Genomic DNA, 17533 nt, shown 5'->3' on the forward strand with positions numbered 1-17533 from the left:
CAACAGGAGAACGGCATGACCGACATCGTTACGGCGGCGCGTGAACTGACTCGAGTCGTCGATGGAGCCGATTGGGAGCTGACCCGAGTTCGTGATGCCCAGGACACCCTGTATGCCGCTCTCGACGCCGCTGACGGCGATATGGATGAGGCATTCACAATCTTGCTCGATCGCCTGTCCCGATCCTGTGTCGACGACGGCGACGGTGTTGCCTATGTGGCGATCACCGCAGGAGCACTCGTCGAAGCCGGTGCCTCCGCTCGTCGGCTCGGCGATGTACTCCTGCCGAAGCTGGTACCTGTGCTGCACGCGGCTCGCCGTTACGCCGATTGGTGCCTGGGGCAGCTGCCGCCCAGCACCGACAGCAGCGAGAAGAACGAGGAAGATATCGAGATAGCAATGGCCGACGCCGCGCTACACATAGACGGCCGACCCATTCCTCGTGATCTCTTCCGGGCTGGGCGGGCGGATGATCGGCCGGGCGCAACAAGTCTCTACTTTCTGCGCAAGTGGGTACTCCCCACCGTGGCGGCATTGACCCGCGATCGAACCTCGCTCCAGCGGGCGATCGCTGATCAGGAGCTCGTCGCTGCCACCCGTGCCGTCGCCGAAGCCGACGCATACTGGCTGGATGTGCTGCTCGGCGTGGAGCTCGGCCAAACGTGGATGGTCCTGTGCCCGATGGAGGGCCGTGCTTTCTGGGTCGAGGTCGACGGCATTGCCGACAACTTCACTCTGCATGTCCTGCTGGCCGATGCGCTGGGCCGATTCGGCATACCGACGGCAGCCAACCCTCCTGAGCTCTTCGACTACCTGCGCGGCAGAGTGGACCAGTGCCCACGCAATCACATCATCGGATCGTTCACAATGTACGACTTTCGGGCAGCCTCCTGCGATGTGGCCGAGCCGATGAAGGTCGTAAACGAGTATTACGTGTGGGGCGAAGGGAATCCCCGGGACGTACCGCGTTTCGAGGGATTCCGGACCCTGGTGGTCGGACCGCCCTGGGCCAAGGCAATTTTGGGTTCGGAGCGAACATTCCGGGCTCTGCCCACCGATGTGAAGGTCATCAAGGAGCTCACGCCGGAAGAGACTCGAACGATCTTCGCCCGAGCTGCCAGTGCCCTTCCGAGCGCAGCGTCGAGTAACAAAGAACACGCTTGGCCAGGAGAGGCGTAATCTGCCCGGACCGGCCGAGCCCCGACATCGACGTCAATAGCCCGCAAAAGACGGCTCCAGGCCGTGCACAAAACGATCTGCACCTTGCGCTCATGCCACCCCTGGCTCCGCACGAACCTCTAGCACGGCACCATCGACCTCCGCGCCGAGTACTGCGAGCTGTTCGACAACATAAACGAACAGAGGTAGAGGTTGCGAAGCACTCGACAACATCCGGCCCATCCAAGACTTCATGTGCGTCAACGGCCTGGGCGGCAGTGGGCTGATTACTAGCCACATCGGTGCAGGTCTCGACGGCGAGGCCTGCACCTGCGCAGCCTCGGCGACCCTGCCCGGATACGTCACCAGTATCGGAAAAGAACTCCCCCGGAGGGCGCGACCATCACCCCGGGCGGTGTGCCGTGGGACTCCGATGAAGAAGCTATCGAGAATTTTCCAGAGCCGTGTCGACCAGCTGGATGCACTCGATCGAGACCGGCGGACTCGACTACACGGATCCGCAGCGGGGTGAGTTCGATGGCGACTGGGACCAGAGCTTCTACTACGCGGCCGCCGGACACCAGCTATACGGTCAACGCCATCGGCCGCAAGGGCGACTTGATCGTCTACGCATTTATCCGACACCTCGACGACTTCGGCGCCGAATCGCGGGAAGGTATTCCCGCCTACCGTTTCAACGACGAACAGCTCGTCGACTGGGTGCTCAATGGGTACATGCCGCAGACCCATGCCGACCTCCTCGCCAAGAAAGACGCGGCCTAAGGATTGCGCGGTCAACTACCCGACCGACAGTGTGATTGCCGTGCTGTGACGGTGGATCAGCCCATGTGGTCATCTGCCCTACCGACGCCGACGTCGCACGACCCGGCACGACCGCGACCTTTTACCGTGGTCGGGTGATCAGAACCGCCGCACTGGCCCATATTCGTGACCGTCGACTGATCCAGACCCGTTCGGTCGGAAAATCCGTCTTCTACATGGCAGGCGGGAAAATCGACACCGGAGAGACAGCGCTACAGGCGCTGCACCGGGAGATCCGGGAGGAGCTGGGTGTCGGGGTCGCCGAGGTCAGCGAACTGGGGGTTTTCCGGGCAGAGGCGTACGGCCACGCGAGCGGAACCCGGTTGCATATGACCTGTTTCCTCGCCGAGGTCACCGGCGAGCCGAAACCCACCGGGGAGATCGCGGAATTCCGGTATTTCACCGGTGCCGAGTACGCGGCCATGCCCGAGGTCGCGCCGGGGTCACTGATGGTGTTCCGGCACCTGCACCGGCTCGGACTGCTCGATTGGTAGCCGGCCCCGAGCCGGCGTGAACTCGCCGGCTCGGGGCCGAGGTAGCTAGGAAAACCGTTCGGAATCGCTTGCGGCGCCGTTCGAGGAATCCTCGGTCCGGCGGGCTGCGCCGGGTTCAGTACCCTCGTCGGCGGCCTGATCCGGTTCGGGATGTTCGGGTTCGAAGGTTTCCGGCAGATTCTTCAGATGTTTGTTCATCGAACGGACCAGCAGGAATGTCCCGGCGAGCAGGATCAGCACCACCGCCAGGCCGAGCGGGGAGGCCTTACCGAACTCCGGCCCGGTCGGCGTCCCCGGTGTCTGCGCCAGCACCCCGGAGGCGAATACGGTGAGTTGCGTCACGATCATCAGCGGTACTCATCGGTGATGCCGGCGAACAGGTCGGTCTCCGGGATATCGGTGCGCACCCGGGTGCGGGCCAATTCGAACTCCTCGGTCGGCCACAACCGCTGCTGCATCTCGATCGGGATGGCGAAGAAGGCACCGTTGGGATCGATCTGGGTGGCGTGCGCGCGCAGGGCGTCGTCGCGGCGCGGGAAGTATTTACCGCATTCCACCTGGGTCGTCACCCTGGCCATGATGTCGCCCCGTTCGACCGCGTACTTGCGCGAGCGGTCCAGCCACTCCTGCATCGGGAACGGTTCACCCATCCGGGCGTACTCCTCGGCGAAGACTTCCATCCGCCGGATCGAGAACCCGTGGTCGTAGTACAGCTTCAACGGCGTCCACGGTTCTCCGGCGTCCGGGAACTTCTCCGGGTCACCGGCGGCCTCGTACGCCGCCACCGATACCTCGTGGCAGCGGATGTGATCGGGGTGCGGGTAGCCACCCATCTCGTCGTAGGTGGTGATCACATGGGGTTTGAATTCGCGGACCACCCGGACCAAAGCCTCGGTGGCCACCTCGAGCGGCACCAGGGCGAAAGAATCCTCGGGCAGCGGCGGCAGGGGATCGCCCTCGGGCAGTCCGGAGTCGATGAAACCCAACCAGGTCTGCTGCACGCCCAGGGCGGCGGCCGCGGCCGCCATCTCCTCGCGCCGGATCTCGTTCATCCGTTCCAGCACCCCGGGGGTGTCCATGGCAGGGTTGAGGATGCTGCCGCGTTCACCGCCGGTCAGCGTGACGACGAGGACGTCATTGCCCTCGTCGGCATAGCGGGCGGTGGTGGCACCGCCTTTGCTGGATTCGTCGTCGGGGTGGGCGTGCACCGCCATGAGGCGAAGGCCACTCACTTCTCGTTCACCGTCGCTCTCGGTCGCGGGTGTTCGGACTTCATTACCTATAGTTCCATCCGGACCCATTCTGTTCCGACCTACCCCCCGGGAGCACCTGATATGACCGAGCCCACGTCCGACCCCGGGCGCACCGACGCGGCGGATCCCGCCGGCGCCTCCCGCGGGGAGACCGGCGCGGGCAGCGACGACCACTACACCGACCGCTACGGCCGCGCCCCGCGCCCGAGACGATGGCGCCGGATGGGCGCGCTGCTCACCGGCGTAGTCGTCCTGGCCGGCACCGGTATCGCCTATGTGGGCTGGACGAAATTCGGCCCGAAGGATATCGAGTCCGAACAGCTCGGCTATTCGGTTCTCGACGAGTCCTCGGTGGAACTGCGGATCCGGCTGACCCGGTCCGACCCGTCGGTGCCGGTGGTGTGCGTGGTCCGGGCAATGTCCCGCGACCTCACCGAGATCGGTCGCCGCGAGGTCGTGATCGCGCCCTCGGGTGCGGAGCAGACAGTTCAGGTGAGCACCGTTATCGAGACGAGCGAACCGCCCGCCTCTGCCGCGATCTACACCTGCACCGACAGCGTGCCCGGGTATCTCGAAACCGAGTGATTTCGGCTATCACACTGCAGACCCACCGGTAAAAACTCTCCGACCTGCATCTTTGTGATTCATGCTAAAATGGCTTCACACACGGTTCCGGGGCACGGAGCCGTGTTTGCTGCATTGGCGGCCGACGCGGTCGATGCCGGGTAGGCGAAAGGGTCCGGCATCAGGCTGTCGGGGTATTCGAACTTCCCGCAGATCGCGATAGCCGTCGGCTGAAGCATGCCTGCCTGCGGGTGGGTCGTGCGGCAGTGATCAGGAATCCCGGCCTGCCGGGGACAACTACTAGGGAGTGATCGAGATGACTGAGACCCAAGTGACCTGGCTTACCCCGGAGTCGCACGACAGGCTCAAGAGCGAACTCGACGCGCTCATCGCCAACCGTCCGGTCATCGCCGCCGAGATCAACGAGCGCCGTGAAGAGGGCGATCTCAAGGAGAACGGCGGCTACCATGCGGCGCGCGAGGAACAGGGCCAGCAGGAAGCCCGGATCCGGCAGCTGCAGGAACTGCTGAACAATGCCAAGGTCGGCGTAGCGCCCACCAAGTCCGGTGTCGCGCTGCCGGGGTCTGTCGTGAAGGTCTACTACGACGGTGACGAAGACGATACCGAGACCTTCCTCATCGCGACCCGAGAGGAAGGCCTGGGCGACGGCGACCTGGAGACCTACTCCCCCAGCTCCCCGCTGGGTGGCGCGTTGATCGACGCGAAGGTCGGCGAAACCCGCGAATACACCCTGCCGAACGGCAACACCATGAAGGTGACGCTGGTCAGCGCCGAGCCCTACCACAGCTGATGTGACGGCCGCGGCGTAGCACGCCGCGAAGCCGGGCAACGACACGAGCGGCCGCATCCGACTTCCCGGATGCGGCCGCTCGTTCATATTCGTCTCTCCCCTGCGGCCCTATCGGCTCAGCGCCTGCTCGAGATCGGACAGCAGATCGCTGATGTCCTCGATACCCACCGAGAGGCGTACCAGATCGGCCGGAACCTCCAGATCCGAGCCTTCCGTGGAGGCGTGGGTCATGGCGGCGGGATGTTCGATCAGCGATTCCACCCCGCCGAGCGATTCGGCGAGGGTGAACACCTCGGTTCGGGAACACAGCTTCCGGGCCGCCTCGAGTCCACCGGCCAGCCGCACCGAGATCATCCCGCCGAACCGCCGCATCTGCTTATCGGCGACGGCATGGCCGGGATGTTCCGGCATACCGGGGTAGATGACCTTGCTGATGGCGGGATTCCGGGACAGGAACTCGGCGAGGGTTTCGGCGTTGTCGCAGTGCCGGTCCATCCGCAGCGACAACGTTTTGGTGCCGCGCAGCGTGAGGAAGGCGTCGAACGGGCTGGGGACCGCGCCCGCGCCGTTCTGTAGGAAGGCGAAGGCGGCGTCGAGTTCGGCGTCGTCGGTGATCAGCGCGCCACCGATCACATCGGAATGGCCGCCGAGGTACTTGGTGGTCGAATGCACCACCACATCGGCGCCGAGCAGCAGCGGCTGCTGCAGATACGGGGTCGCGAACGTGTTGTCGACCACCAGTTCGGCGCCGGAGGTGTGCGCGATATCGGCCAGCGCCGGGATATCACCGATATTGAGCAGCGGGTTGGTGGGCGTTTCCACCCAGATCAGCTTCGTTTCCGGCCGGATGGCGGCGCGCATCGCGTCGATATCGGCGACGGCGGCAGCCGTATAGCTGATCCCCCAGCCGGTGAAGACCTTGTCGATCAACCGGAAGGTGCCGCCGTAGGCGTCGTCCGGGATGACGATATGGTCGCCGGGCCGCAGCATCGCCCGCAGTGCACAGTCGGTGGCGGCCATACCGGAGGCATACGCCCGGCCGTACCGGCCCGATTCGAGGGCGGCCAGGTTGGCCTCCAGCACCGTGCGGGTGGGGTTGCCGGTGCGGGCGTATTCGTACCCCTCACGTAGCCCGCCCACTCCGTCCTGGGCGAAGGTGGAGCTGGCGTACACGGGCACATTCACCGCGCCGGTGCGCGGATCGGGATCGTAACCGGCGTGTACAGCCCTGGTGGTGAATCCCAGTTCGCTCATGACCCCACCATAAACGTCGGGTTCCGGGTTGTTGCACGCCGGTCGGGTCTTGTGTCCCGCGCGCGTGCCGGGGGCGGAAGCCGCAGCTCGGCCGCGCAGGGCGGGTGCTGCGGCCGCCCTGCGCAGCCATGGCCTCGGCGAGCCCGGAATCCGGGATCCGGCGCGAATTCCTACCGCCGGTCCTTCGATAGAACGCCCGCAGCGAGCGAGCCCGCACCACTTGCCATTTCGGTACGCTCCACCCGCAGTTCGTGGCGAATACACTGCCTCACAACATGTCCCGCCCGAGATGAGCACATTGTCACCAACCGTCACTCTCGGGCCATCTTCGTGTCACCCATTTGCCGGGCAGGCAGCGCACGCTGATACCGCACCCGAGGCGGGTCGGGAACGCCCCGGGTGAAGTACACGGAGGTGCGTTATGGATTCGCAGTCGCCCGGACCGGGCAATCGGCGGCCGGCCAACACAGCCACAGCCGCTCCGAATTCGACAGCGGCGCGGAATTCGCGCGCACGCCCGGCCGCCCTGCGATTACCGGATCAGCGCGAGCTCGTCGCCGCGTTCACCGCCGCCGAATACGAACCGGCCGGACAACCGTTGCTCGTATGGGCGAACGCCTTGGCACATCTGCACCGGAGCCGGCACGGCGATCCGCTGTCGACGGCCGGGATAGATTGCCGCCGGGCCGAGGTGGTCGAATTGATCGACCGCTGGATCGGTGCTGCCGCCACCGCGGCCCGGCCCCACCGGCTGCGCGCCGATTCACTGGGGACGACGATCGACCGGATGGCTGCGGCGCATGTACACGCGAACCATCTGCTGCACCACTGCGAACGCGTATCCGACGATCGGGTGCACGCGGCGTGGTACCGGCTGGCCCTGCTCGCCGACGAATGGACCGATCTGGTTACGGGAGCCGAACCGGTGCGCCGCCGCAGCTGATCTTCCACCGCACGCCACCTGCGGAATTGCGCTGGATATCACAATTCGATAAATCGCGGCGTGTTGTTACGATCTAGCAATGTTCGCCCTGGGTCCCCATTTGTTCGAAATCTCCGCCCGACGTTTCCTGGAGGGTATCCACCGAACTCACGGGGCCCCGGCACTCGCCGCCGCGGCGGCGCTGCCGGGAGTGTCCGCGGAGCTGGACCAGCACGCCGCCGCGGTGCGCGACATCCTCGATCTGGGCGTCGACTCGGCCGAGCAGATCCCGGCCACCGTCCTGCTGGCCGGATATATCCGCGGACTGCTGTCCGAGCTGACCGAGCCCCTCACCGAGCCCACCGACTGGGCCACCGCGCAATGGCTGCATATGCGCCTGGCCGGCGCTTGCCTGAACGGCAGCTATTGCGTCGCCCCCGCGGCACCGAAGGCATCCTGACCCCTGATCTTCACTCGCATCGTGCCCCGGAAGGTCCGCGACACCGGCCGTGGCGCGCTGTCCCGGTGAACTCGCCGAGGTCTCGGCGGCCGACACGTGAGCCCGTGACCACGCCGCGTTTTCCGGAACCGGGTCCGGGAACCCACCTACACCCGGTCGGAGTGTGGAGCACAATCGTCGCTCACCGAGACAGTCCTCCGCCGCGTGCCGGAACGGCACACGGCGGAGGAATTACTGTGGCGACGCGGCTACCGCAGGTGGCGCGGTTCCCCACCACCACCGTACGGCGGCTGACCACCGTACGGCGGCTGACCACCGTACGGCGGTTGACCGCCGTACGGATTGCCGTACTGCTGCCGGTAGTCGCTCCCCGGCATCTGCTGCCCGAACTCACCGGGGTCACTGCGGTACCCACCCTGTGCGGGCTGCGGCTGATCCCACTGCTCCGGGTTACGGGGAGCCTGCTGAGCACCGGCACGCTGCCGGGACGCGTCCTCGCGGCCACGCTGATACGCCTCGGCGTGACCACGCACTGCGGGCATCTCCTCTTCCAGCCCGCCCAGCCAGTTCTCCCAGCGCTGCTGCATCGGCCGCACCAGACCGCCGCCGACACCCACCACCAGGATTCCGCCCAGCGTCGCCAGGACCGCGATCAGGATGGGGGTGGTGACCGCGGTGGCAACCCCGATCTGGTTCAGCGCGGCGATGATGCCGATACCCCAGATGAACACCGAGGCGATCCGCCCGATCATCGGACCGTAGCTGAGACCGCCCAGTGCGTTGCTCACCAGATCGCTCACCGCATGCGCGATCGCGCCCGCGATGCAGATGATCAGGATCGCGACCGCCAGCTTCGGCAGCCAGCCGACGATTCCGTCGATCACATCGCTCACCGGGTTCGGCCCGAAAACACCGAAACCCAGTTGCAAGGCGATCAGCAGGATCGCGTAATACGCCACTTTCGCCAGCAGATCCGAAGCATCGTATTTGCTGCGCGAGAGCATCCGCTCGATCCCACCGCGCTCGACCAGACGATCGAAACCAACCCGCTCCAGCACCTTGTCGACGATCGTCGCGACAACTTTGGCGATGATCCAGCCGATCAGCAGGATGACCAGGAAGCCGGCGAGCTTGGGCACGAAAGTCGCGATCGAACTCCATGCGTCAGAGAAACCCTGCTGGAAATCGATTGCCAAACTCGAGGTTCGCACAAGCCCTTCCCTTCGCTCTCCGAACGAACGTAGCGTTTGCCACGATCGGTACCGGACTGGTTATACCCCGGGAGAGCTGCTCGAACCTAGGATTGCGGAATAATTGCTAGTGCACGGTCCGTCCGGTGCTGACAAAGCCCAGCAGATCGTGGCGAGTGATCACACCGACCGGTTTACCATCCTCGACGACCATGAGCGCATCGGTATCCGACAGAGCCTTGGTGGCCGCCGAAATCGGCTCACCCGACCCGATCAACGGGAACGACGGGCTCATATGCTGCGCCACCGAATCGGTCAGCTGCGCGCGACCGGAGAACACGGCCGAGAGCAGATCCCGCTCGGATACGCTGCCGGCCACCTCACCGGCCATCACCGGCGGTTCGGCGCCGACGACCGGCATCTGCGATACCCCGTACTCGCGCAGGATCTCGATGGCGTCGCGCAGCGTCTCCGACGGATGGGTGTGCACCAGATCGGGCAATGCCCCGGACTTACCGCGTAGGACATCGCCGACCAGGGTTTCGGCGGTGGACCCGTCCAGTGGGGTACGCAGGAACCCGTAGGAGCTCATCCACCGGTCGTTGAAGATCTTCGACATATAACCGCGCCCGCCGTCGGGCAACAGGACCACCACCACGGCGTCGGGATCACGCCGGGCGACCTCGAGCGCTGCCACCACGGCCATCCCGCACGAACCGCCGACGAGCAGCCCCTCTTCACGCGCCAGGCGACGGGTCATATCGAACGAGTCCGCGTCGGAGACCGCGATGATCTCGTCCGGGATCGCCGGATCGTAGGCCGACGGCCAGAAATCCTCGCCGACACCCTCCACCAGATACGGCCGGCCGGTACCGCCGGAATACACCGAACCCTCCGGGTCGGCACCGATGACCTTCACCTTCCCGCCCGACACCTCCTTGAGGTAGCGCCCGGCGCCGGTGATGGTGCCGCCGGTACCGACACCGGCGACGAAATGGGTCACCGTGCCCTCGGTATCGCGCCAGATCTCCGGACCGGTGGTCTCGTAGTGGCTGTCCGGGCCGTTCGGGTTGGAGTACTGATCCGGTTTCCAGGCGCCCTCGATCTCACGCGTCAACCGGTCGGACACGCTGTAGTAGCTGTCCGGGTGCTCCGGCGGCACCGCCGTCGGGCACACCACCACTTCGGCGCCGTAGGCCCGCAGCACGTTGCGCTTGTCCTCGCTGACCTTGTCCGGGCAGACGAAGACACAGTGGTATCCGCGCTGCTGCGCCACCAGCGCCAGCCCGACACCGGTGTTACCCGAGGTGGGTTCGACGATGGTCCCGCCGGGCTGCAGGTCGCCGGATTTCTCGGCCGCCTCGATCATCTTCACCGCGATACGGTCCTTGGAGCTACCGCCGGGGTTCAGATACTCGATCTTGGCCGCCACCAGCCCGGCCCCAGTGGGAGCCACCGAGTTCAATCGGACCAGCGGGGTGTTGCCGATGAGGTCCACGACATGATCCGCGATGCGCATACCCCCATCGTTGCAGAGGCGTTGCCGGTGGCCTCGGCGTGGTCCGCCACTCCTACCGCGTCACCGCCCGCAAATCCGGCGGCGCCGCGCCCGAGCATCTAGGATCCGGTACCTATGAGGCTGCCGAAGCTCGCGCGCGCCACCGTGTTTCTGGCCGGATCGGCGATAGCGCTGATCGCGGCCGCAGCACCGGCCGGCGCCGCGACCCACTCGTTCCCCGATGTCCCCACCCTGGCCTACGGCGGGCTGTGCGGAACCAGCATCCGCACCTGGGCCGACACCGGCCCGCAATGGCCGGGCCGGGCGGTGATCAACGTCCGCGCCAACCCGGTCATCGGTGTGGGCTCCGGCGTCCACCCCTTCGCCCCACTGTGCGAGGTGGTGACCACGGTGTCCTGGCGCAATCTCGACACCGGCGCCACCGGCAGCTACGTCAACAATGTGGTGACCGGTATCTACGGCAGCATCCAGTACTCCCTGTTCCAGGACACCGAGCCGGGCCGGGTCGAGGTCACGGTGACTACCAACCACGCGAGCATCCCCGCCCACGGCAGCTTCGTAGTACCCGCGTAGCGCCGGCCCCCGTCGCTCCGAAGTCCCGGATTCCATCGCATTGCCGGGTGATCTCGGTTCGTCCGGGCAGTTCGCCCTGCCGGTAACTATGCCGCCGACCCGGCCGAGCGCACGCTCGCACGAGTTCCGCTGTCCTCGTAAAATCGCTGCACATGGGTGAGACTCGGATCGGATGGCGGACGGCCGCAGTGGCCGGGGCCGCCACCGTTGCGCTTGGTTCGGGGGCAGGGACAGCCTCATGGGCGGCCTACCGGCTGCTCACCACGCAGGCAGGCGCTGCCCGGGGCATGATCGGCCGCGATACGTCCAAGCCGCCCGAAGCCGACGGGATCTACGCACCGGACGGGCACGAACCCTGGCGCACCGGCAAGTACGCCGACCTGCACCTGATGATCTTCGGCGACTCGACCGCGGCCGGTCTGGGCTGCCGGACCGCCGCCGAAGTCCCCGGGGTCCGCCTGGCACACGACCTGGCCGAGGCGACCGGGCAGCGGATTCGGTTGAGCACCAAGGCGATATCCGGCGCCACCTCCAAGGGGCTCGCAGGACAGGTGGACGCGATGTTCGTGGCCGGGCCGCCGCCGGACGCCGCGGTGATCCTGGTCGGCGCCAACGATGTCACCAAAAAACATTCCGTCGGCCGCTCCGCGCAACGGCTCGGCGCGGCGGTGAGCCGGCTACACGGCGCGGGCAGCATCGTGGTGGTCGGTACCTGCCCGGACCTGGGCAGCGTCACCGCCATCCCGGAACCGCTGCGCACCGTGGTGCAGCGGTGGAGCGTGCAACTTGCCCGGGCACAGGCCGCCGCCACCCGGGCGGCCGGCGGGCGCATCGTGGCGATGGGCGATCTGCTGAGCAAGGATTTCCGGGCCGCGCCCGAACAATTGTTCTCGGCCGACGGCTTCCATCCCTCGGCCGAGGGCTACGCGTTGGCCGCTGCCCATCTACTGCCGGAACTGCTGGTCGCGCTCGGTCAGCGGGATATGGCCACGGCGGATATTTCCCCACGGGCCCCCGCGACGTAGATTCGAAGGGATCGTACCCCGCGAGTGTGCGTGATCGGGCAGTTTCGGATCACGCACACTCCTCGACTAAGGAGTCCTCATGCCAGAGGCCGTCATCGTTTCCGTTGCTCGCTCTCCCATCGGACGCGCCAACAAGGGGTCGCTGGTGAGCATGCGGCCCGACGACCTCGCCGCACAGATGGTGCGCGCCGCACTGGACAAGGTTCCCGCCCTGTCACCCGCCGATATCGACGATCTGATGCTCGGCTGCGGGCAGCCTGCCGGTGAAGCGGGCTTCAATATCGCCAAGACCGTCGCCACCCAGCTGGGTTACGACTACATGCCCGGCACCACCGTGAACCGGTACTGTTCCTCGTCGCTACAGACCACCCGGATGGCGTTCCACGCGATCAAGGCCGGTGAGGGGCACGCGTTCATCTCCGCGGGCGTGGAAACCGTATCGCGTTTCCCGAAGGGCACCGCCGACGGCTGGCCCGATACTCACAACCCGTTGTACGCGACCGCCGAGGAGCGCACCGCCACCCGGGCGCAGGGCGGCGCCGGATGGCAGGATCCGCGGGAGAACGGCGACCTGCCCGATATCTACATCGCCATGGGCCAGACCGCGGAGAATGTCGCCTCGTTCACCGGTATCTCCCGTGAGGACCAGGACCACTGGGGCGTGCGGTCGCAGAACCGGGCCGAGGAAGCCATCAAATCAGGTTTCTTCGAACGCGAGATCACCCCGGTGACCCTGCCCGACGGCACCGTCGTCTCCACCGACGACGGCCCCCGCCCCGGCACCTCCTACGAGAAGATCTCGCAGCTCAAGCCGGTGTTCCGCCCCGACGGCACGGTGACCGCCGGTAACGCCTGCCCGCTCAACGACGGCGCCGCAGCGCTGGTGGTCATGAGCGATACCAAGGCCAAGGAACTGGGCCTGACCCCGCTGGCCCGCATCGTCTCCACCGGTGTCTCGGGCCTGTCGCCCGAGATCATGGGCCTCGGCCCGATCGAAGCGGTGCGCAAGGCGCTGAAGCTGGCCGGTAAGACCATCGGCGATATCGACCTCTACGAGATCAACGAGGCGTTCGCCGTGCAGGTCCTGGGTTCGGCCCGGGAACTGGGCATGGACGAGGACAAACTGAACGTCTCCGGCGGCGCCATCGCCCTCGGCCACCCGTTCGGTATGACCGGTGCCCGCATCACCGCCACGCTGATCAACAACCTGCAGACCCACGATAAGCAGTTCGGTCTGGAGACGATGTGCGTCGGTGGTGGTCAGGGTATGGCGATGATCATCGAACGCCTGAGCTGATTGCACCGCTTCCGGCGGCGCGGGCCGGGGCCGGAGCGACCCCGCTCTTCCCACCCCTGCCGCGCTTCCGTCGTCGGTCCAGACCGGGGCACGGAGATGAGCCGGCCGGTACGTAGCGGGAAGCCCCAGGTGTCGCGTTCCCGTCGGTTGCACCGAGCTATGTATCCATGAGTAGGGCCCGGTACGGAACCTGATTTCGTGCCGGGCTCTACTTGTGCACCCAACAGAGCCGACGCTCCAGCAGTGAAGAGTTGTCGCCGTTGGTCTGCGGCACAAGGGAACCCGGTAGCCGATTGTCAGCGGAGACCGGCTCGATAGAGATCCCGGAGCAGCGCAATCTCCGCACTGTGGTGCAGCAGCTCCCGCTGCGTGTGCAGCACGATCCCCGCGGTCGACCAGTCGGCGAGCATGCTGCCCGGCGGTCCCGCCGGTTCCGCCAGCCCGGCGACACCGAGACCGGCGACACCGCCGACCCACGCATGATAAGCAGTGTCGAGCTGCTCCAGCGCCGCCGCCGCTGTCCCGGCGTAGCGGAACGAGGCGAAATCGACGGGCGGATGGCCGAACCGTTCCAGGCCCGCCTCCAGCAGGACGATTACATGCCCGAGCCGCCACGCGATGGTTGTCACGGGAGCCGGCTCGGGCGGCGGTATCGCGAAGTCGCAGACGAACCCGCCGTCCGCCGGGCGAACCGCCCACATACCGGGCACCGGCTCCCAGAAGTATTCCTCGTCGGTGAGTCCATCGAGCCGGCTGCGCAGTTGTCTCGTCCAATGCGTTTCCAGCTGGCCTCGTATTTCGGCGTTCCAGTCCAGATCCATGGCGTACACCCTGGGCATTTCGCCAGGCGTGGACAACTGTTTTTCCGCGGCCTCCGGTACGCGGCGATCGGCCGGCCGGTGATATCGCCGATGAGGTCGAAGTCGTGGTCGTAATCACCCAATCGACCAAGTCGCGCACCTGCGCTTCGAGACGATCTCGCATTCCCACGGTGAGCGCCCGGTCTTCACCGATCCACTGAAAGGCTTGATCCGTACACGCGGTACCGCGCCCGAGCCTTGCCAGCGGTGGCGATTGTTTGTGTTGACGGATACTCTTCGGCTGCTTCGCAACTCGCTCGAAAGGCGAACAATGATCTCGAAGAAAATCGTCAGAACCGTCGTCGTCTCGGCGCTGCCGCTGATCGCCACCACCGTCGTCGCCGGAGGCGCCTCCGCTGACGCCGGCTCGACGGCCGAAACGCGGGCTACGCCGGTCGCCGGTCTTCCGCTGGAGGAACCGCAGGACGTCACTACCAACCCGGGCGCCCAGTACCCCGATCCAGTGTTGAACGGCGCTGCGCTGGGAGCCGGGGTCGGCTCGGCGGTCGGATCGGCCACCGGTTCCGGTGGGCCGATTCTCGGTGGGCTGATCGGCGCGCTGGTCGGTGCGGTGAATCCCGACGTCGTTCCCCAGGTTCTTCCCTGAACCGACTCGGACAGCCGCTCCCGTCCAGGTTCCTGACCAAGACGAGCGGCTCCCCACCCTGGCTGCCGGTACCCCGAATCCGGCACCGGCCGCCAGGTCCTTGGAGGCTTCCAGGGCGGTACCGAGGCACAGGTAGACGCTGGTTGCGGACCGTAGCGCAGTTCGAGGGCGACCATTTCACAGACAGCGAGACGCCACAAAAGAAGGCGGCCCCGCGAGGGACCGCCTTCTGTGATGCCCTGACCGCACCGAAGCGGTCGGGTTTACTAGTCGCTCTGGAAGTAGCTCAGCAGGCGCAGGATCTCGACGTAGAGCCAGACCAGGGTGACCGTGAGGCCGAGCGCCACACCCCAAGCCGCCTTGGGCGGCGCCTGGGCGCGGATGAGCTGGTCGGCGGCGTCGAAGTCGAGCAGGAAGCTGAACGCGGCGATGGCGATGACCACCAGGCTGAAGATGATCGCGATCGGGCCACCGTCGCGCAGGCCGAACCCGCCGTCCATGAAGAAGCTCGCGATCAGGTTGCCGACGATCAGTACCAGGATGCCGATCATGGCGCCGATGAGCATGCGGGTGAAGCGCGGGGTGACCCGGATGGCGCCGGTCTTGTAGACGACGAGCATACCGGCGAACACACCGAAGGTGCCCAGGACGGCCTGCCCGATCATGCCTGCGCCACCCGCGCCACCGAAGGTGATATCGGTGAACATGAACGAGAGGGCGCCGACGAACACACCTTCGGCGACCGCGTAGGCGAGCACGATAGCGGGGTTGTCCATCTTGCGGCCGAAGGTGGCGACCAGGACCAGGACCAGGCCGATGATGCCGCCGCCGATGACGAACATCGGGGCGAGCGCGGTGTTGGCGCTGGTCAGAATGTAGGTGACCAGCGCGGACAGCGCGAGCACACCCAGCGTGATCCCGGTTTTGGTGACCACATCGTCGATGGTCAGCGACCGGGTCGGCGCCTGCGGCGGGTAGGGCTGCTGCTGATACTGCGGGGGATACTGCTGGTTGCCGTACTGGTAACCCAGCTGTCCCGCGCCGGCAGCAGCCGAGCCGAAGCTCGCGTAGCCGGTTTCCTGCTTCGGCAGATTCTTGAATACCGGATTGCTTGTGGCGCGCACCGCAAATCCCTTTCTCGGAGTTCGTTGGCCATACCGGAGCACGACCGTCGGCTCGAGCTGTTACTCGATATCCAACTGTCCATTCAACGATCACCCCTCGGGCGGAGTTCCCGGGGCGCACCGAAAAGACAGACAAACCGGACCTTACCGCCGACCGGCCCGCCGTGGGTCACGGACCGGCCCACGAAATGGATCCGATCGCCCGCGCCCGACCTGGGGCGGACCCGGATTATCGGCTGCGCGCACAGTGGCGAATCCGATAATGCGAGGCCATTGCCTATCACCGCGGCAACGGCTGCTCCGTCACATCACCATCATGAGGATCACGATGATGATGACCAATCCGATGAGCAGGCCGATGGTGACAGCCACGGTGGGGCTGGGCGACTGCCCCGAACCCCCGCGGCCGATCTGCTGAGCGGGCGCCGGGGCCGGGTTCGGAGGCTGTGACCGGGCGCGGCGGGGCAGCGGGCCGGAACGGGGGCTGCGCAGCCCGGCGGCGGAGTTACGGGCCGCCCAGGCGGGGATGGTGCCGTCTTCGGTACGCACCGGGGCGCCGAGGATGTTGCCGGCGGCGCCGGGGCCGAACACGGCGGCCAGGATCTCCTCCCGCGCCTGCGCCATGCTGGGGCGGCGCTGCGGTGCCGGTTCCATCATGTGCAGCAGCACGCGAGTAAGTGCGCCACTACGCGTCGGCGGGTTGATCTGTGCCATGGCGGCACGTTCCACGATGGCGTCGCTGTCGTCGTCCATTCCGAACGGCGGCTGACCTTCGATGGCGGTGTAGAGGGTGGCGCCGAGGGAGAACACATCGCTGGCGGCGGTGGGCTGGGCGCCGCGGGCCACCTCCGGCGGCAGGTACGCGGGGGTTCCGGTGATCATGCCGTCGGGTTCGTCGGAGGCCTCGGTGACATTGCGGGAGATACCGAAATCGCTGAGCTTCGCCATCCCGACCCCCGGACCCCGGTCGGCGACAAGGATATTGCCCGGCTTGATATCGCGGTGCACGATCCCGACCGTATGCGCGGCGGCGAGCGCGTCGGCGACCTGCGCACCGATCTGGGCGACCTCGATCACCGGCAGCGCATTCACCAGCCCGAGCGCACGAGCGACACTGCGCGAGGGTAGATGCTCCATCACCAGCCAGGGTTCGCCGGCCTCGAGCACCACGTCGTAGACGGCGATGGCGTGCTCATGGGAGAGCTTGGCCGCGACGCGCCCCTCGTGCACGATCCGATCGCGGATCGTGCGGGCTTCCGCCTCGTCCAGGCCCGCCGTCGACAGCACCTGTTTGATGGCGACATCCCGGTCCAGCAGCCGATCGTGCGCCAGCCATACCGCGCCCATACCGCCGCCGCCCAGTTTCGACTGCAGGCGGTACCGGCCGGCCACCAGATAATCGGGGCCGACGATGGGACGGGGGCGATCGATCATGCTGTGAGACTAGTCGAATTCGGTGGTAGCTGGCCGGTTTCGGAGACGGCTGCCGGTGACACGTGACGGCATTCACTACAGCGGGTCGTAGTTGTCCGGGGAGGCTTCCGGGCGCAGACCTTCCAGCGCTAGGCTATCGAATGTATGTTCGAACCAGGAAGTAGCC

Annotated in this window: 19 protein-coding genes; 11 read left to right on the top strand and 8 right to left on the bottom strand. The window is 66.4% G+C overall.

Annotation, left to right across the window (positions count from 1 at the left end; translation table 11 throughout):
* Positions 1-15 precede the first annotated feature (15 nt).
* From NFL01S_RS09155 to NFL01S_RS09160, 3 genes are all read left to right on the top strand, one after another.
* On the top strand, positions 16-1179 hold the full coding sequence (locus tag NFL01S_RS09155; RefSeq protein ID WP_062973417.1) for a hypothetical protein: 1164 nt from the start codon (positions 16-18) through the stop codon (positions 1177-1179).
* Between the two features lie 516 nt (positions 1180-1695).
* Positions 1696-1941, top strand: coding sequence for a hypothetical protein (locus tag NFL01S_RS35305; RefSeq protein WP_157116382.1), 246 nt, complete (start codon positions 1696-1698; stop codon positions 1939-1941).
* Between the two features lie 134 nt (positions 1942-2075).
* The gene (locus tag NFL01S_RS09160) at positions 2076-2474 is read left to right on the top strand and encodes an NUDIX hydrolase (RefSeq protein ID WP_062973787.1); all 399 of its coding nucleotides are present in this window, start codon (positions 2076-2078) and stop codon (positions 2472-2474) included.
* A gap of 45 nt (positions 2475-2519) precedes the next feature.
* Here NFL01S_RS09160 and NFL01S_RS09165 read toward each other — a convergent pair whose 3' ends face one another.
* Complete coding sequence (locus tag NFL01S_RS09165; RefSeq protein ID WP_062973418.1) at positions 2520-2822, bottom strand: hypothetical protein; 303 nt, start codon at positions 2820-2822, stop codon at positions 2520-2522.
* On the bottom strand, positions 2822-3688 hold the full coding sequence (mca, locus tag NFL01S_RS09170) for a mycothiol conjugate amidase Mca (protein WP_062973419.1): 867 nt from the start codon (positions 3686-3688) through the stop codon (positions 2822-2824). Before mca ends, NFL01S_RS09165 begins: the two co-directional genes overlap by 1 nt.
* 120 nt (positions 3689-3808) lie before the next feature.
* Here mca and NFL01S_RS09175 point away from each other — a divergent pair, with 120 nt between their 5' ends.
* Positions 3809-4312, top strand: coding sequence for a DUF4307 domain-containing protein (locus NFL01S_RS09175; protein ID WP_063915894.1), 504 nt, complete (start codon positions 3809-3811; stop codon positions 4310-4312).
* 295 nt (positions 4313-4607) lie between these two features.
* Positions 4608-5102 carry a transcription elongation factor GreA gene (greA, locus tag NFL01S_RS09180; RefSeq protein ID WP_062973789.1) on the top strand — a complete coding sequence of 165 codons (495 nt, stop codon included), beginning with the start codon at positions 4608-4610 and terminating at the stop codon, positions 5100-5102.
* Positions 5103-5210: 108 nt separating this feature from the next.
* Here the strand turns inward: greA and NFL01S_RS09185 are convergent, their stop codons facing one another.
* A complete protein-coding gene (locus tag NFL01S_RS09185) occupies positions 5211-6356 on the bottom strand; it encodes a cystathionine gamma-synthase (RefSeq protein ID WP_062973420.1) in 1146 nt (381 codons plus the stop codon).
* A 421-nt stretch (positions 6357-6777) separates the two neighbouring features.
* On the opposite strand from NFL01S_RS09185, the gene NFL01S_RS09190 reads away from it, so the two are divergent.
* Both NFL01S_RS09190 and NFL01S_RS09195 read left to right on the top strand, forming a co-directional pair.
* Positions 6778-7299, top strand: a complete 522-nt coding sequence (locus NFL01S_RS09190) for a DUF4254 domain-containing protein (protein WP_062973422.1) — start codon at positions 6778-6780, stop codon at positions 7297-7299.
* A 79-nt stretch (positions 7300-7378) separates the two neighbouring features.
* Positions 7379-7738 carry a DUF6401 family natural product biosynthesis protein gene (locus NFL01S_RS09195; protein WP_062973423.1) on the top strand — a complete coding sequence of 120 codons (360 nt, stop codon included), beginning with the start codon at positions 7379-7381 and terminating at the stop codon, positions 7736-7738.
* 248 nt (positions 7739-7986) lie between these two features.
* Here NFL01S_RS09195 and NFL01S_RS09200 read toward each other — a convergent pair whose 3' ends face one another.
* Positions 7987-8949: a mechanosensitive ion channel family protein gene (locus NFL01S_RS09200; protein ID WP_062973425.1), complete on the bottom strand. Its 963-nt coding sequence runs from the start codon at positions 8947-8949 to the stop codon at positions 7987-7989.
* Between the two features lie 106 nt (positions 8950-9055).
* Positions 9056-10447, bottom strand: a complete 1392-nt coding sequence (locus tag NFL01S_RS09205; RefSeq protein ID WP_033243405.1) for a cystathionine beta-synthase — start codon at positions 10445-10447, stop codon at positions 9056-9058.
* A 114-nt stretch (positions 10448-10561) separates the two neighbouring features.
* Here NFL01S_RS09205 and NFL01S_RS09210 point away from each other — a divergent pair, with 114 nt between their 5' ends.
* The 3 genes from NFL01S_RS09210 to NFL01S_RS09220 all read left to right on the top strand — a co-directional run bounded on the left by NFL01S_RS09210 (position 10562) and on the right by NFL01S_RS09220 (position 13342).
* Positions 10562-11020 carry a hypothetical protein gene (locus NFL01S_RS09210; protein WP_062973427.1) on the top strand — a complete coding sequence of 153 codons (459 nt, stop codon included), beginning with the start codon at positions 10562-10564 and terminating at the stop codon, positions 11018-11020.
* Between the two features lie 152 nt (positions 11021-11172).
* Entirely contained in the window at positions 11173-12045 is an 873-nt protein-coding gene (locus NFL01S_RS09215; protein ID WP_062973429.1) for an SGNH/GDSL hydrolase family protein, read from the top strand.
* A gap of 79 nt (positions 12046-12124) precedes the next feature.
* The gene (locus NFL01S_RS09220) at positions 12125-13342 is read left to right on the top strand and encodes an acetyl-CoA C-acetyltransferase (protein WP_062973432.1); all 1218 of its coding nucleotides are present in this window, start codon (positions 12125-12127) and stop codon (positions 13340-13342) included.
* A 296-nt stretch (positions 13343-13638) separates the two neighbouring features.
* On the opposite strand, the gene NFL01S_RS09225 is transcribed toward NFL01S_RS09220, so the two are convergent.
* Complete coding sequence (locus NFL01S_RS09225; RefSeq protein ID WP_062973791.1) at positions 13639-14157, bottom strand: DinB family protein; 519 nt, start codon at positions 14155-14157, stop codon at positions 13639-13641.
* A gap of 316 nt (positions 14158-14473) precedes the next feature.
* On the opposite strand from NFL01S_RS09225, the gene NFL01S_RS09230 reads away from it, so the two are divergent.
* Positions 14474-14809: a hypothetical protein gene (locus tag NFL01S_RS09230; protein ID WP_062973435.1), complete on the top strand. Its 336-nt coding sequence runs from the start codon at positions 14474-14476 to the stop codon at positions 14807-14809.
* Between the two features lie 266 nt (positions 14810-15075).
* On the opposite strand, the gene NFL01S_RS09235 is transcribed toward NFL01S_RS09230, so the two are convergent.
* Together NFL01S_RS09235 and NFL01S_RS09240 are read right to left on the bottom strand one after the other, a co-directional pair.
* Positions 15076-15933 carry a Bax inhibitor-1/YccA family protein gene (locus NFL01S_RS09235; protein WP_062973437.1) on the bottom strand — a complete coding sequence of 286 codons (858 nt, stop codon included), beginning with the start codon at positions 15931-15933 and terminating at the stop codon, positions 15076-15078.
* 303 nt (positions 15934-16236) lie between these two features.
* Complete coding sequence (locus NFL01S_RS09240) at positions 16237-17367, bottom strand: serine/threonine-protein kinase (protein ID WP_062973439.1); 1131 nt, start codon at positions 17365-17367, stop codon at positions 16237-16239.
* Between the last annotated feature and the right edge of the window lie 166 nt (positions 17368-17533).

The sequence above is a fragment of the Nocardia flavorosea NBRC 108225 genome, from assembly GCF_001613385.1.
GTDB lineage: Bacteria > Actinomycetota > Actinomycetes > Mycobacteriales > Mycobacteriaceae > Nocardia > Nocardia flavorosea.

What these genes read in the sequence shown, in the direction of transcription:
- NFL01S_RS09175 (WP_063915894.1), top strand. Translation starts at nt 3,809, where the DNA reads ATGACCGAGCCCACGTCCGACCCCGGGCGCACCGACGCGGCGGATCCC.
- mca (WP_062973419.1), bottom strand. Translation starts at nt 3,688, where the DNA reads ATGGCGGTGCACGCCCACCCCGACGACGAATCCAGCAAAGGCGGTGCC.
- NFL01S_RS09205 (WP_033243405.1), bottom strand. Translation starts at nt 10,447, where the DNA reads ATGCGCATCGCGGATCATGTCGTGGACCTCATCGGCAACACCCCGCTG.
- NFL01S_RS09155 (WP_062973417.1), top strand. Translation starts at nt 16, where the DNA reads ATGACCGACATCGTTACGGCGGCGCGTGAACTGACTCGAGTCGTCGAT.
- NFL01S_RS09220 (WP_062973432.1), top strand. Translation starts at nt 12,125, where the DNA reads ATGCCAGAGGCCGTCATCGTTTCCGTTGCTCGCTCTCCCATCGGACGC.
- NFL01S_RS09190 (WP_062973422.1), top strand. Translation starts at nt 6,778, where the DNA reads ATGGATTCGCAGTCGCCCGGACCGGGCAATCGGCGGCCGGCCAACACA.
- NFL01S_RS09185 (WP_062973420.1), bottom strand. Translation starts at nt 6,356, where the DNA reads ATGAGCGAACTGGGATTCACCACCAGGGCTGTACACGCCGGTTACGAT.
- NFL01S_RS35305 (WP_157116382.1), top strand. Translation starts at nt 1,696, where the DNA reads ATGGCGACTGGGACCAGAGCTTCTACTACGCGGCCGCCGGACACCAGC.
- greA (WP_062973789.1), top strand. Translation starts at nt 4,608, where the DNA reads ATGACTGAGACCCAAGTGACCTGGCTTACCCCGGAGTCGCACGACAGG.
- NFL01S_RS09195 (WP_062973423.1), top strand. Translation starts at nt 7,379, where the DNA reads ATGTTCGCCCTGGGTCCCCATTTGTTCGAAATCTCCGCCCGACGTTTC.
- NFL01S_RS09165 (WP_062973418.1), bottom strand. Translation starts at nt 2,822, where the DNA reads ATGATCGTGACGCAACTCACCGTATTCGCCTCCGGGGTGCTGGCGCAG.
- NFL01S_RS09215 (WP_062973429.1), top strand. Translation starts at nt 11,173, where the DNA reads ATGGGTGAGACTCGGATCGGATGGCGGACGGCCGCAGTGGCCGGGGCC.
- NFL01S_RS09230 (WP_062973435.1), top strand. Translation starts at nt 14,474, where the DNA reads ATGATCTCGAAGAAAATCGTCAGAACCGTCGTCGTCTCGGCGCTGCCG.
- NFL01S_RS09210 (WP_062973427.1), top strand. Translation starts at nt 10,562, where the DNA reads ATGAGGCTGCCGAAGCTCGCGCGCGCCACCGTGTTTCTGGCCGGATCG.
- NFL01S_RS09240 (WP_062973439.1), bottom strand. Translation starts at nt 17,367, where the DNA reads ATGATCGATCGCCCCCGTCCCATCGTCGGCCCCGATTATCTGGTGGCC.